This window comes from Saccharothrix sp. CCNWYY140, assembly GCF_037401995.1.
In the GTDB taxonomy this organism is placed as follows: domain Bacteria; phylum Actinomycetota; class Actinomycetes; order Mycobacteriales; family Pseudonocardiaceae; genus Actinosynnema.
This window is the reverse complement of record NZ_JBBEGC010000013.1, coordinates 49533-62808: the sequence shown is the minus strand read 5'-3', so window position 1 is coordinate 62808 and position 13276 is coordinate 49533. Positions and strand designations below refer to the sequence as shown.

The following is a 13276-nucleotide window of genomic DNA, read 5'->3' as shown; positions in this document are numbered from 1 at the left end:
GCGCGTCTCAAGGATTCACCGGGGAGGACAGGTGACTGGACCCGCGTCACCCGCACGGCCGAACGCGGTCAAATCGGCCGACCGGACGGTGGAGTTGCTGGAGGTGCTGTCGGGGTCGGACCGCCCGCTGACGCTGACCGAGCTGCACCGCGAGCTGAGCTACCCCAAGTCGAGCCTCTACATGCTGTTGCAGACGCTCGTCGCGCGCGGCTGGGTCGAGCTGGACACGACCCGCGGCACCTACGGCATCGGCGTGCGCGCCCTCCTCGTGGGCACCTCCTACCTGGACCACGACCCGGTCGTGCAGGTCGCGATCCGCGTGATGGAGCAGGTGCGCCGCGAGATCAACGAGACGGTCCACCTGGCCCGCCTCGACGGCGCGGACGTGGTCTACCTGGCCAGCCGGGAGTCCGAGCACCACCTCAGGGTCGTCTCGCGCGTGGGTCGCCGCCTGCCCGCGCACTCGACGTCCCTGGGCAAGGCGCTGCTGGCCGCCCGCACGCCGCAGGAGGTGGACGCCATCCTGCCGGTGAAGCTGGAGCCGCTGACGGAGAACACCGTCGTGGACCGGGGCGCGCTGCACGCCCAGCTGGCCGGGTTCCGGTCGGTGGGGTACGCCCACGAGCGCGAGGAGAACACGCCCGGCCTGGGCTGCTTCGCGGTCGCCCTGCCCTACCGCTCACCGGTCCTGGACGCCATGAGCTGCTCGGTGCCGCTGGGTCGGTTGACCCCTGAGCACGAGAAGCAGGTGGTGGAAGCCCTTCTGCACGCCGCTCGAACCATCACCGAACTGCTTCGCCAGTTCGGGCGGGTCTGACTCACCTAGCCGCGAAAGGTTCTCGTTGTGACCCAACGCATTCTGATCACCGGGTCGGCCGGTGTGGTGGGCACGCTGATGCGCACCCGCCTCGCCGCGCCCGACCGCGTCCTGCGGCTGCTGGACGTCGGCGAGCAGCCGCCGGCCGCCGAGGGCGAGGCCGTCGAGGTGGTGCGGGCCTCGGTGACCGACCAGGCCGCGATGGACGCGGCGTGCGAGGGCGTCGACGCCGTGATCCACCTCGGCGGGCACAGCCTGGAACAGCCGTGGGCGCAGATCCTCGACGTCAACATCAACGGCACGCACGTGGTGCTGGAGGCCGCGCGCCGCAACGGGGTCCGCCGGGTCGTGCTGGCCAGTTCCAACCACGCGGTCGGGTTCTACGAGCGGTCCTCGGGCGAAGCCGGGGACTACCTGTTCCCGCAGCCGGACACGTACTACGGCGTGAGCAAGGTGGCGTTGGAGGCACTGGGCAGCCTCTACGCGAGCCGGTACGGCATGGACGTCGTCGCGGTCCGCATCGGGTCGTGCTTCGAACGGCCCAAGGACGCCCGGATGCTGGCCACCTGGCTGTCCCCCGACGACGGGGCGCGGCTGTTCGAGGCGTGCCTGTCGGCGCCCTCGCCCGGGTTCCGGGTGGTGTGGGGCGTCTCGGACAACACCCGCCGCTGGTTCTCCCTCGACGAGGCCCGCGCGCTGGGCTACGAACCGAAGGACGACTCGGAGGTGTTCGCCGCGGACGTGCCCGAGGGCGACCCCGAGTCGTTGGCGCACAAGTACCTGGGTGGCATGTGGTGCGGACCGGAGTTCGACACGGCCGTGAAGGAGGCGGGTCGGTGACCGTCGTGCAGGGCTACAACCCCCGGACCGGCGAGCCGTTCGGCGACCCCGTCCCCGAGACCACCGACGAACAGGTGGACGTGCTGGCGCGGGCCGGGGCGGCGGCGTTCCCGGCCTGGTCGGGGCTGCTCTCGGCGGAGCGCGCGGACGTGCTGGAGCGCGTGGCCGACGCCCTGGACGGCTCGGCCGAGTCGCTGGTCGCCGTGGCGGACGCGGAGACCGCGCTGGGCGTGCCCCGGCTGAGCGGCGAGCTGAAGCGCACCACCAACCAGCTGCGGCTGTTCGCGGAGGTGCTGCGGGAGGGCAGCTACGTCGAGGCGGTGCTGGACTCGGCGGACCCGGGCACCGTCCCGCCCCGGCCGGTGCTGCGGCGAGTGCTGCGCCCGCTCGGGACGGTCGCGGTGTTCTCGGCGTCGAACTTCCCGTTCGCGTTCTCGGTCGCGGGCGGGGACACGGCGTCCGCGCTGGCCGCCGGGTGCCCGGTGGTCGTGAAGGCGCACCCGGCGCACCCCGCGACGTCCCGGGAGACCGCGCGCGTGGTCGCGTCCGTCGTGCCGGACGGGGTGTTCGGGATCGTGCACGGGACCTCGGCGGGTGTGACGCTGGTCCAGCACCCCGCGGTGAAGGCCGTGGGGTTCACCGGGTCGACCGCCGGCGGTCGGGCGCTGTTCGACCTCGCGCAGGGCCGGCCGGACCCGATCCCGTTCTACGGCGAGCTGGGCAGCGTGAACCCGGCCGTGGTGCTGCCGGGCGCGGCGGCGGCGCGGGCCGAGGAGGTGGCGACCGGGTTCGCCGCGTCCCTCACCCTCGGGGTGGGGCAGTTCTGCACCAACCCAGGGCTGCTGTTCGCCCCCGAGTCGCTGGTGCCGGCGCTGGTCGCGGCGGTCGACGGGACGACCGGCGGCGCGATGCTCAACGAGCGGATGGCGGATTCCTACCGGTCGGGCACGGAGGAGTTGGCGGCCTCGGGGCTGGCGAAGCAGGTCGCCTGCGGATCGGCGCCCGAGGACGGGTTCAGCGCGGCCCCGAAGCTGTTCGAGGTGCCGCTGGAGGTGTTCGCGGACAACGTGGCGGAGCTGACCGAGGAGCACTTCGGGCCGGCCGGGATCGTCGTCACCTACCGCGACCCGGCGGCGCTGCCCGAGGTGCTGCGCGGGCTGCCGGGGACGCTCACCGGGACCGTGCACGCCTCGGACGACGAGCACGAGCTCGCCGGAGCCGTCGCGGCGGCCCTGGAGGGCGTGGCCGGGCGGTTGATCTTCAACGGCTGGCCGACCGGGGTGGCGGTGGCGTGGGGCATGCACCACGGCGGCCCCTGGCCCGCCACCACCAACCCGCTGCACACCTCGGTGGGCGCGACGTCCATCCGCCGGTGGCTGGCGCCGGTGACCTACCAGTCGTGGCCCGACGCCCTGCTGCCGGCGGAGCTGCGCGACGCCAACCCGTTGGGCATCCCGCGCCGCGTGGACGGCGTGTTGGGCGTCCACTGACGGCTTTTGTGCAGGCCCGGACGCGTCGGTTTGGCGCGTCCGGGCCTGGTCACTCCTTGGCGTCCGGGTCCCACGGGTCCCCGGGGACCGGGATGATGGCGTGCTTGTACCGCCAGGTCGTCCCGGCTCTGCCGCCGAAGCACTCGTCCTTGGCGTACTTCCGGAGACCCCCGCCGTCGCCCGGCGGGTCCGGGTAGTACCAGCCGTCCTGCCAGGCCCTGCCGTTCGGGCAGTTCTCGCTCATGTCCCTCTCCTCTCACGGTCCGCACCCCTGCGGCGCGGGCGGGTAGTCGTCGATGGCGCCGGCGCGCAGGGCCGCGTCCAAGTCGACCGTCGCGCCGGTGAAGTCGGCGCCCCGGACGTAGGCGCCCGCGAGGTTGGCCCCGTCCAGGTCCGCGCCGGCCAGCACCGCGTCGGTGAGGTCCGCGCCGGCGAAGTCGACCCGCTCCAGCACCGCGTTGCGCAGGGACGCGCCCGCCAGCCGGGCCCCGGCCAGCGACGCGCCGCGCAGCACCGCGCCGACCCCGCCGGGTCCGCCCGACTCGGCCGCGTCGAGCCGGGCGCTGGACAGCGACGCGCCCCGCAGGTCCGCGCCGATCAGCGAGGCCTGGCGCAGGGAGGTGCCGTCCAGGTTGGCGCACCGCAGCCGCGCCCCCGACAGGAGCGCGCTGTCCAGGCACGACAGGCTCAGGTCGACCGCGCCGCCCCCGTCCAGGCGGGCCACGGCGGTGAGCGCGGCGTGGATGTCGTGCCGCGCCGAGCCCACGTCGTAGAACTCCTCCACCTCGCACGCGGGCTCGCCCCCGGACGTGATGTGCCGCTCGCCGCGGATGAACGAGGTCAGCACCGACACCACGGGCACCCGGTGCACCTCCGAGTCCCGCGCGATCTGCTCCAACGCGTGCACCGCGCCGAGCCGGACCTCGAACCGCGCGTGGGCCAGCTGCTCGACCGCCTTGCTGTACCGGTCGGTGACCTGCCCGCGCTCGGTGATCTCGATCTGGTCCCGCGTGGCCTGGAGGGACAGCGCCGTGAACACCAGCGCCCCCACCGCCGCCAACGCGGACACCAGCGACGAGACCTGAGCCCAGTCCCGGCGCCCCTCGCGCCTCCCCCGCCTGGTCGCCACTCCCCCCACTATCGGGGTCGGTTCTCCGGGGAGCGCCACGCATCACCCGGCCGGGTACCGAAAACGCACTCCCGGGTGGTGTCCCCCACTCCCGGTCACCATTCATCTGAACCGACACAGGCCGCAGCGGCATGGCCGTCAAACGACAGGTGTGTGGAGGGCGAGCGGCGGCCGAGCGGATATCGTATTCATCAGTCCTATATGGACTTCGCGGCAAGCGTCGGCCGAGTCCTCTGTGGACAATCGCCGGGTATCACCCGTACGGACCAGCGTGCCGGACGTCACCGCCCGCGGGGGACGCGGGCGGCGGCGGGGTCGTGAGCGGTGGTCAGCTTCGGCGGAGTGCGGAGAGGAACGCCCGGAACGGACCGTCGGGAAAGGTCAGTTCCAGGCCGGGTTTCTTGCTGTCGCGAACAACAGCGGCCGTGGGGCCGACCGCGAGCTCGACGCAGTTGTTGGCCGCGCCCGAGTACGAGCTTCTACGCCAGGTCTTCTTCGTCTTCATGTTTCCTTCAGTGCGGTTGCCAGTTCCCTGATCAGCGAGGCCGAGTCCTTGGGCGGCAGCGCGACCTCGCCGGCCATGTCATCGAAGTGAAGCAGGTACTTCTCGACATCGGCGGGATTGTCCACCCACTTCCCACCGCCGGCGTACTCCAGGTACACGGTGGAGGGATCACCTTCCTCGAACAGGAGGGCGGTCGCGCCGCCGCCGGACATGGTCCCGTAGGCCCCCGCGCCGAACGGGATCACCTGGATCGTGATGTTGTCCTGCCCGGACATGTCCAAAAGGTGCGATAACTGCTCAGTCATCACCTCGTTCCCGCCGACCACCCGGTGCAGCGCCGCTTCGTCGATCACCGCGTGCAGCGTCAACCCCGGCAGCCGGCGCTGCCTGCTCGCCAGCGCCGCCACGGCCTGCTCCACCGACACCGCCGCGTCCACGAAGCGCCGGCCCGCCAGGCGGATCGCCGACGCGTACGCGGCGGTCTGCAACAGGCCGGGGATCACGATCATCTCGATCGTCCGGACCTCGGACGCGTCCGCCTCCTGCCGCGCGTAGGTGCGCGCCTCGGGGGTGAACGCGGCGGCGTTGGCCAGCCGCGTGGAGTCCTGCTTCGCGTCCTCCCACAGGGCTTCCGCCTCGCGCCGCTCGTCGTCGGTGGCCCCGTAGAGCGCCAGCAGGGCGCTCAGCTCGGTCCAACTCGGACTGATGTACCCGTTCTCCATCCGGGACAACGTCGACTGCGTCTTGCGGGTCAGCGCGTGGTAGTCGATCTCCGTCTTGCCCGCGCGCTTGCGCAGCGCGTTGAGGAACTGCCCCAGCTTGCGCTTGCGTCGGGTTTGGACCGCTGCCATTCGCCCTCGCTCCTCGTGAAAAGACTGCGAACACCCTAGTGGTCGGGAGCGGCGATTTCAGTTCACTCGTTCGGGCTCTAAGAAGATGCATACGCACCCCATAAGATGCCCCCGCCGCCGCGCCCGCCGACCGCACCGGTTGGACACCCGCCCCCCACTACAGTCGCCACCATGTACATCTCGCAGGTCCGGCTGCGAAACATCAAGGGGTTTCACGGCGCCCGGGAAGTCGACCTCAAGCTCACCGCGCCCGGGTGGACGGTGATCGCGGGTCGAAACGGTTCGGGCAAGACCTCGCTGCTGCACGCCATCGCGCTGGCGATCAGCGGCCCGGCGGTGGCCCGCAACCTGGTCCCCGACTTCGAGAACTGGGTCACCGCGGGCGAGCGGGAGGCCGTCGCGCAGGTCCGGTTCACCCAGGACGAGCACGCCGAGCGCTGGTCGGGCAAGGGTCGGCGGCCCTCCGGCGAGCTCTGGGCGGGCCTGGTGTGGACGATGCCGGACGAAGAGGACCGGCGCGGCTACCGAGGCCTCCAGCCGTCGCTGCGGGAGAAGCTGGAGGGCAGCAAGACCGCCGCGACCCGCGGTCCGTGGCAGGACAACCCCACCGGCTGGTTCTGCGCCGCCTACGGCCCGTTCCGGCGCATGGTCGGCGGCACGCCCGACGCGCAGCGGCTGATGTCCAGCCTCGGCCCGGTGTCGCGGCTGGCGACCCTGTTCCACGAGGACGCCTCCCTCGCCGAGGGCGTCGGGTGGCTGATCGAGCAGCACCTGCGGTCGCTGGAACGGCGGCCGGGCGCGGACGACCTGAAGTCGGTCGCGCTGGGCATCCTGTCCGACGGCCTGCTACCCGACGACTACCGCATCCGCGGCGTGGACTCCGACGGGCTGTGGGTGGACAGCGGCGGGCACCGGTTCCCGCTGCGCGAGATGAGCGACGGCTACCGCACGGTCGCCTCGCTCGTGGTGGACCTGGTCAAGCAGATCCACGAGTCCTTCGGCGCGCTGCGCACCGCGCCCACCGCGGCCGGCGGGCTGGCCCTCACCGCGCCCGGCGTCGTGATCATCGACGAGGTGGACGCGCACCTGCACGTGTCGTGGCAGAAGCGGATCGGCGGGTGGCTCAAGGAGCACTTCCCGAACATCCAGTTCCTGGTCACCACGCACAGCCCGTACGTGTGCCAGGCGGCCGACCCCGGCGGGCTGGTCCGGCTGCCCGGCCCTGACCAGCAGGAGCCGCCGCGGGTGGTGGACCGCGCGCTGTACGAGCGGATCGTCTACGGCAGCGGCGACGACGCCGTGCTGTCGGACCTGTTCGGGCTGGACACCCCGTACTCGGAGGAGGCGCAACGGCTGCGCGCGGAACTCGTGGCGCTGGAGGTGCGGGTGATCACCGGCGACGCCGACGACCGGGCCGTGCGCCGGTACGAGAAGCTCAAGGCGCTGCTGACCAGTTCCCCGGTCGCGCGCACCCGCGAGGTCCAAGCGCGGATGCAGCGGTGATCAGGTTGTCCCGGGTCGCCCTGCCGGACGAGGTCGCCGCCCGCTTACCGCCGCTGACCCGCGAGATCTCCGCCGCCCCGGACCGCGTCCGGGTGGCCCGCGCGGCGTGGAAGCGGGCCGCGGTGCGCCGGACCGTGCACGCGCCGCTGCGCCGGCTGCTGGAGGAGATGGCGCCCGGCTACCAGCGGTGCATGTACTGCGGCGACAGCCAGGGCACCGACATCGACCACTTCGAGCCGCTGTCCCGCAACCCGGTGCGCACGTTCGACTGGCTCAACCACCTGCTGGCGTGCGCCACCTGCAACAGCAACCTCAAGCGGGACCGCTTCCCGCTGGCCGCCGACGGCACTCCCCTGCTGGTCGACCCGACCGTCGAGGACCCGTTCGAGCACCTGCTGCTGACGCCGTCGCTGGGCCAGTACGTGGGGCTGACCGACAAGGGCCGGGCGACCATCGAGGTGTTCGACCTGAACCGGCCGGTGCTGACCCAGGGTCGCGAGCAGGCACACCGCGTGGTCGTGCTGGCCCTCCAGAAGTGGGTCGCGGGGCGCGAACGGGGTGCCCTCGACGAGATGCGCGAGGCGGTGCTCACCGTGCGCGGCCAACCGCTCGCCGACGTCTGCCAGGCGATGCTGCGGCTCGCCGAAGCGCCGGGAGCGGCGCGCGTGCTGGACTCGTCCGTTCTGCCCATCCTCCGTGACCCCGAATTGCGCAACGAGCTCCTGGTTTAGAGGACCCGACTGAGCCAGGTGGACGTCTCCGCCGCGAACCCGTGGCGCCCGTAGAAGCGGCGGGCGGCGTCGTTGGGCGCTTCGGTTTCCAAGAACATCTTCAACGCGCCCGCGTTGCGCGCTTCCTCCACCAAGCGGTCCAGGACCGCACCGCCGACGCCCCCGCCCCGGTTCTTGACGAAGAACTCGTCCAGCAACGCGTCCCGCCCGCCCGACTCCAGCGAGTAGCCCCAAGTCAGCACCGCGTACCCGGTGTCGAACAGCCACACCTGCCCGAAGCGGTCGTCGGCCAGCAACGGCTCCAACGCCGTCGTGACGAGCCGTTCGTCGTAGTCGTGCCCGTCGATCTCGTAGAACTCCCGCACCAGAGGGAGGATGGTGGGGAGGTCCGATGTGGAGGCTCGCTTGATCGTCACAGCCCTCATGGTGACGTATCGTCAAGGAAACCGCTGGTCAGGGGTGAATTCCGGCTGACCGGGTGAAAAAATCCCCCAGATTGTCGTACCCCGAGGCCATGATGACCTCATGGCAGACGCAATCGTGGCCGAGGGACTGGTCAAACGCTACGGATCGGTCGTCGCCCTCAACGGCCTCGACCTCGTGGTGCCGGAGGGCACCATCATGGGCTTGCTCGGCCCCAACGGCGCGGGCAAGACGACGACGGTGCGCGTGCTCACCACCCTGCTGGAGCACGACGAGGGCAAGGCGACCGTCGCCGGGCTCGACGTCGTCGCCGACGCCAAGGAGCTGCGCCGCCGGATCGGCCTGTCCGGCCAGTACTCGGCCGTCGACGAGAACCTGACCGGGTTCGAGAACCTGGACATGGTCGGCCGGCTCTACCACCTGGGCAAGCAGCGCAGCCGCGAACGGGCGCGCGAACTGCTGGAGCGGTTCGACCTGGTGGACGCCGCGGACCGGCCGGTGAAGGGCTACTCCGGCGGCATGCGCCGGCGGCTGGACCTCGCGGGCGCGCTGGTCGCCAAGCCCAAGGTGCTGTTCCTGGACGAGCCCACCACGGGCCTGGACCCGCGCAGCCGCCTGGGCATGTGGGACGTCATCGAGGAACTGGTCGCGGGCGGCACCACGCTGCTGCTCACCACCCAGTACCTGGAGGAGGCCGACCGCTTGGCGGACAAGATCGCCGTCATCGACCACGGCCAGGTCATCGCGCTGGGCACCGCGGACGAGCTCAAGGCCCAGGTGGGCGGCGAGCGGCTGGAACTGTCGGTCGGCAACCCGCAGGACGTGGCCAAGGCGCGCGAGGTCCTCGGTGGACTGGCGATCGGCGAGATCGTGGTGGACGAGCGGGGCCACCGGCTCACCGTCCCCGTGTCCGGCGGGTCGGAGGTGCTGGTCGACGGCATCCGGCGGCTGGACGCCGAGGCGATCAAGGTGCTCGACGTGGGCCTGCGCAGGCCCACGCTGGACGACGTGTTCCTCACGCTGACCGGTCACGCGGCGGAGGAGAAGCAGGAGGAGCAGGGGGAATGAGCACCATCGTGCAGGCGCTGGGTGACGGCGCGGTCGTCGCCAAGCGCAACCTGATCAAGATCAAGCGCGTGCCGGACCTGCTGGTCTTCTCGACGCTCTCGCCGATCATGTTCGTGCTGCTGTTCGCGTACGTGTTCGGCGGCTCGATCGAGATCCCCGGCATGGACTACCGCGAGTTCCTGATGGCGGGCATCTTCGCGCAGACCGTCGTGTTCGGCGCGACCATCACCGGCAGCGGCCTGGCGGAGGACATCCAGAAGGGCGTCATCGACCGGTTCCGGTCGCTGCCGATGGCGCGGTCGGCCGTGCTCATCGGGCGGACCACGTCGGACCTGCTGAACAACGTCATCGTCATCGTCGTGATGTCGGCGACGGGCTTGCTGGTCGGCTGGCGCATCCACTCGTCGTTCCTGGAGGCGTTGGCGGGGTTCGCGCTGCTGCTGCTGTTCGCGTACGCGCTGTCGTGGGGGATGGCGATCGTCGGGCTGATGGTGCGCAGCCCGGAGGTGTTCAACAACGCCAGCTTCATCGCGATCTTCCCGCTGACGTTCATCGCGAACACCTTCGTGCAACAGGACAACCTGCCGACCCCGCTGAGGGTCTTCGCGGAGTGGAACCCGGTGTCGGCGGTGACGGCAGCGGCCCGCGAACTGTTCGGCAACACCAACCCGCTGTTCCCGAAGCCGGACGTGTGGTCCCTCCAACACCCGGTGCTGACCACGCTGATCTGGGTGGTCATCTTCCTGGCCGTCTTCGTGCCCCTGGCAACCCGCCAGTACCGCAAGGCAGTCAGCCGCTAACACACCGCAACCACCCCCGGTGGGCGGGGCACCCCCAACAACCACCCCGCCCACCACCCCCTCCACCCACCCTCTCCCCCACACCACCACCGCCCCGCACCGCCCCGCCTCGCGCCACACCGCCTCCCCGCCGCCCCACCACTCGCACCGCACCGCCTCCCGCCGCCCCACACCACCTCCCGCCGCAACGCCTCCGCCGCGCCCGCCCGGGATTTGTCGGTGCCCGGTGGGACAATGGAGACGGGGGCCGGAGGCCGCCCCTCGCGCGACACCTCCGACATCCGCGCCTTCCCGCCGCGCCTCCCCCGCAGCACCGCAGCTGCGCCGCCGCACCCCGCCGCACTACTACCGCCGCCGCACCACCGCCGCCGCGCCGCCTCCCCCGCACTGCCTCCCTTGCACTGCCTCCCCGCACTGCCTCCCCGCACCACCGCCGCCGCGCCGCCTCCCCCGCACTGCGGCCCCCGCACTGCGGCCCACCGCCGCCGCACCGCCGCCCCCAAGCACCTCCGCCCCCACCGCCTCCGCACCGCGGCCCCACCGCCGCTGCGCCACTGCCGCCGTCGCCGCACCGCCGCCCCACCGCCGCCGCCGCGCGTCCGTCCGTGCCCCGGCCCGCAGCACCACTCCGGCACTCGCCCCCGCCACACGACCCCGCCACTCGACCCGACCCGGCCCCGCCCCCGCCCCCGGCAAATCCGATCGCGGTCCGTCACCGGCGCACCTAGCCTTGAACCCATGACCGCAACGACGATCGCCGGTTCCCGCGTGGACATCCGGCTGTGGGCCAACCCGGACGAGGTCGAGGAGCAGGCGCTGCGACAGCTGCGCAACATCTCCGCCCTCCCCTGGGCGGTCAAGCACGTTGCCGTCATGCCCGACGTGCACTACGGCATGGGGGCCACCGTCGGTTCCGTCATCGCGCTCAAGGACGCGGTCTCCCCGGCCGCGGTCGGGGTGGACATCGGGTGCGGCATGACCGCCGTGCGCACCTCCCTCCGCGCCGACGACCTGCCGGCCGACCTCAAGCACCTGCGCCACGCCCTGGAGCAGGCCGTCCCGGTCGGGTTCGCCATGCACAAGGACCCGGTCGTCTCCCCCGACAACTTCTGGGACGGCTTCGACCGCCTGGTGCCGACCCTCGACCAGGGCAAGGCCCTGCGCCAGATGGGCACCCTCGGCGGCGGCAACCACTTCCTGGAGGTCTGCCTGGACACCGACGACCGGGTGTGGGTCATGCTGCACTCGGGGTCGCGGGGTATCGGCAACCAGTTGGCGCAGCACCACATCGCGGTCGCGCGCGGTCTGGCGCACAACGAGAGCCTGCCGGACCCGGACCTCGCCGTGTTCCTGGCGGGCACGCCGGAGATGGCCGCGTACCGGCACGACCTGTACTGGGCGCAGGAGTACGCGCGGCGCAACCGGGCGACCATGCTCGGTCTCGTCAGCGGTGTGCTGAAGCGGCAGTTCCCGCACATCGCCTTCGACGAGCCGATCAGCGCGCACCACAACTACGTGTCCGAGGAGCACCACTTCGGCGAGGACGTCCTGGTGACCCGCAAGGGCGCGATCCGGGCGCGGCGGGGCGAGCTCGGCATCATCCCGGGCTCGATGGGCACCGGCTCGTACATCGTGCGCGGCCTGGGCAACCCGGACTCCTTCGAATCCGCGTCGCACGGCGCGGGTCGGAAGATGTCGCGGACCAAGGCGCGCAAGACGTTCACCGCCGACGACCTGGCCGCGCAGACCGCGGGTGTGGAGTGCCGGAAGGACGCGGGTGTGGTGGACGAGATCCCGGGCGCCTACAAGGACCTCGACACCGTGATCGCCCAGCAGAACGACCTGGTGGAGGTCGTCACGCGGCTCAAGCAGGTCGTCTGCGTGAAGGGATAGGTGTTTCGCGGTCACCTGATCGAGGGAACCCGGTGGACATCCGAGCCCTAGGAGGCCACAGATGTCCACCGGCACTCTCATCGGCGTGATCGTCGTCGTGCTGGTCGTCGTGGCAGCGGTCGCTTTGCTGTCGCGATTCTTCTTGCAGCGCAAGCGGTTGCGCGAGCGGTTCGGGCCCGAGTACGACCGGGCCGTCGAGCGCAGCGACAACCGGATGGCTGCGGAGCGTGAACTGGTCGAGCGCGAGCGTGAGCACGCCAAGCTCGAACTCCGCCCGCTCGCCCCCGTGACCAGGGACAGCTACGCCCAGAGCTGGTCGCGCATCCAGGAGCAGTTCGTGGACACGCCCCAGGAGGCGGTCACCCAGGCGGACCGCCTGGTGACCGACCTGATGGCCGAGCGCGGCTACCCCACCGAGGGGTACGAGCGGCAGGAAGCGCTGCTGTCCGTGGAACACGCGAGCACCCTGGAGCACTACCGCGAGGCGCACACCATCTCGCAGCGCCAGGACCGGGGCGAGGCGTCCACCGAGGACCTGCGTGCGGCGATGGTCCACTACCGCACGCTTTTCGAGGACCTGCTGGGTCGTCGCGAGGACGGCCGCAGGGAAGAAGGAGCGCGCTGATGACCGAGCGGCTGACCACCGAGGACTTCGCGAACCGGAAGCGGGACGACGAGCCCGGCACCGACTACCAGGAGCCCGCGCAGGGCTACGAGCAGGAACCGACGGGTCAGGACCGGGAAGCGCCCGCCGACTACGACCAGTCGCAGTACGAGGGCACCCAGTACGACCAGACCCAGTACGACACGGCCGACAGAACCGAACACCAGACCCACGCCGTGCCGCAGCAGGACCGGCAGGAGCAACCGGTGGCCGACACCGGGACGGCCGACACCGGGACCCAGCCGGCCGCGGAACAGGAACAGACCACCCGTTCCGACGACGAGCCGCTGTTCGCCTCGGACGAGGCGGACGGGTACCGGAACGAGTGGCGAGCACTCCAGTCCGACTTCGTGGACGACCCCCGGGACGCCGTGCGCCGCGCGGACGAACTGGTCGCCCAGGTGGTGCAGAGCCTGGCGACGACGTTCGCCGACCACAAGCGGTCGCTGGAGGGTCAGTGGCAGCAGGGTGAGCAGGTCGACACGGAGGAACTGCGGATGGCGCTCCGCCGCTACCGCTCGTTCTTCGACCGGCTGCTCTCGGTGTAAAGCCCTGCTGTCGG

Annotated in this window: 15 protein-coding genes; 10 read left to right on the top strand and 5 right to left on the bottom strand. The window is 71.6% G+C overall.

The genetic code is table 11. From position 1 onward, the window contains the following. Positions 1–31 precede the first annotated feature (31 nt). Genes WBN91_RS10100 through WBN91_RS10090 form a run of 3 tightly spaced genes read left to right on the top strand, consistent with a single transcriptional unit; the run spans position 32 to position 3147 of the window. On the top strand, positions 32–817 hold the full coding sequence (locus WBN91_RS10100) for an IclR family transcriptional regulator (RefSeq protein ID WP_337726852.1): 786 nt from the start codon (positions 32–34) through the stop codon (positions 815–817). Positions 818–844: 27 nt separating this feature from the next. Continuing rightward, positions 845–1657 carry an NAD-dependent epimerase/dehydratase family protein gene (locus tag WBN91_RS10095; protein ID WP_337726853.1) on the top strand — a complete coding sequence of 271 codons (813 nt, stop codon included), beginning with the start codon at positions 845–847 and terminating at the stop codon, positions 1655–1657. Further along, positions 1654–3147, top strand: coding sequence for an aldehyde dehydrogenase (NADP(+)) (locus WBN91_RS10090; RefSeq protein WP_337726854.1), 1494 nt, complete (start codon positions 1654–1656; stop codon positions 3145–3147). Before WBN91_RS10095 ends, WBN91_RS10090 begins: the two co-directional genes overlap by 4 nt. Before the next feature lie 49 nt (positions 3148–3196). On the opposite strand, the gene WBN91_RS10085 is transcribed toward WBN91_RS10090, so the two are convergent. The 4 genes from WBN91_RS10085 to WBN91_RS10070 all read right to left on the bottom strand — a co-directional run bounded on the left by WBN91_RS10085 (position 3197) and on the right by WBN91_RS10070 (position 5632). Then, positions 3197–3391: a hypothetical protein gene (locus WBN91_RS10085; RefSeq protein ID WP_337726855.1), complete on the bottom strand. Its 195-nt coding sequence runs from the start codon at positions 3389–3391 to the stop codon at positions 3197–3199. A gap of 12 nt (positions 3392–3403) precedes the next feature. After that, entirely contained in the window at positions 3404–4276 is an 873-nt protein-coding gene (locus WBN91_RS10080) for a pentapeptide repeat-containing protein (RefSeq protein ID WP_337726856.1), read from the bottom strand. A gap of 328 nt (positions 4277–4604) precedes the next feature. After that, on the bottom strand, positions 4605–4781 hold the full coding sequence (locus WBN91_RS10075; protein WP_337726857.1) for a DUF397 domain-containing protein: 177 nt from the start codon (positions 4779–4781) through the stop codon (positions 4605–4607). Further along, a complete protein-coding gene (locus tag WBN91_RS10070) occupies positions 4778–5632 on the bottom strand; it encodes a helix-turn-helix domain-containing protein (RefSeq protein WP_337726858.1) in 855 nt (284 codons plus the stop codon). The genes WBN91_RS10075 and WBN91_RS10070 overlap by 4 nt, the downstream gene beginning before the upstream one ends. A gap of 171 nt (positions 5633–5803) precedes the next feature. Between WBN91_RS10070 and WBN91_RS10065 the strand changes: the two genes are divergently transcribed. Both WBN91_RS10065 and WBN91_RS10060 read left to right on the top strand, forming a co-directional pair. Further along, positions 5804–7135: an AAA family ATPase gene (locus WBN91_RS10065; protein ID WP_337726859.1), complete on the top strand. Its 1332-nt coding sequence runs from the start codon at positions 5804–5806 to the stop codon at positions 7133–7135. Further along, a complete protein-coding gene (locus WBN91_RS10060; protein WP_337726860.1) occupies positions 7132–7866 on the top strand; it encodes an HNH endonuclease in 735 nt (244 codons plus the stop codon). Before WBN91_RS10065 ends, WBN91_RS10060 begins: the two co-directional genes overlap by 4 nt. On the opposite strand, the gene WBN91_RS10055 is transcribed toward WBN91_RS10060, so the two are convergent. Further along, the gene (locus WBN91_RS10055) at positions 7863–8291 is read right to left on the bottom strand and encodes a GNAT family N-acetyltransferase (RefSeq protein WP_337726861.1); all 429 of its coding nucleotides are present in this window, start codon (positions 8289–8291) and stop codon (positions 7863–7865) included. The genes WBN91_RS10060 and WBN91_RS10055 overlap by 4 nt on opposite strands. A gap of 100 nt (positions 8292–8391) precedes the next feature. On the opposite strand from WBN91_RS10055, the gene WBN91_RS10050 reads away from it, so the two are divergent. The 5 genes from WBN91_RS10050 (at position 8392) to WBN91_RS10030 (ending at position 13262) form a co-directional block, all read left to right on the top strand. Further along, complete coding sequence (locus WBN91_RS10050) at positions 8392–9357, top strand: ATP-binding cassette domain-containing protein (protein ID WP_337726862.1); 966 nt, start codon at positions 8392–8394, stop codon at positions 9355–9357. Continuing rightward, the gene (locus WBN91_RS10045) at positions 9354–10157 is read left to right on the top strand and encodes an ABC transporter permease (protein ID WP_337726863.1); all 804 of its coding nucleotides are present in this window, start codon (positions 9354–9356) and stop codon (positions 10155–10157) included. Before WBN91_RS10050 ends, WBN91_RS10045 begins: the two co-directional genes overlap by 4 nt. A 738-nt stretch (positions 10158–10895) precedes the next feature. Beyond that, positions 10896–12050 carry an RtcB family protein gene (locus WBN91_RS10040; RefSeq protein WP_337726864.1) on the top strand — a complete coding sequence of 385 codons (1155 nt, stop codon included), beginning with the start codon at positions 10896–10898 and terminating at the stop codon, positions 12048–12050. A gap of 61 nt (positions 12051–12111) precedes the next feature. After that, positions 12112–12675, top strand: a complete 564-nt coding sequence (locus tag WBN91_RS10035; RefSeq protein WP_337726865.1) for a hypothetical protein — start codon at positions 12112–12114, stop codon at positions 12673–12675. Further along, entirely contained in the window at positions 12675–13262 is a 588-nt protein-coding gene (locus WBN91_RS10030; protein WP_337726866.1) for a hypothetical protein, read from the top strand. The genes WBN91_RS10035 and WBN91_RS10030 overlap by 1 nt, the downstream gene beginning before the upstream one ends. Positions 13263–13276 lie beyond the last annotated feature (14 nt).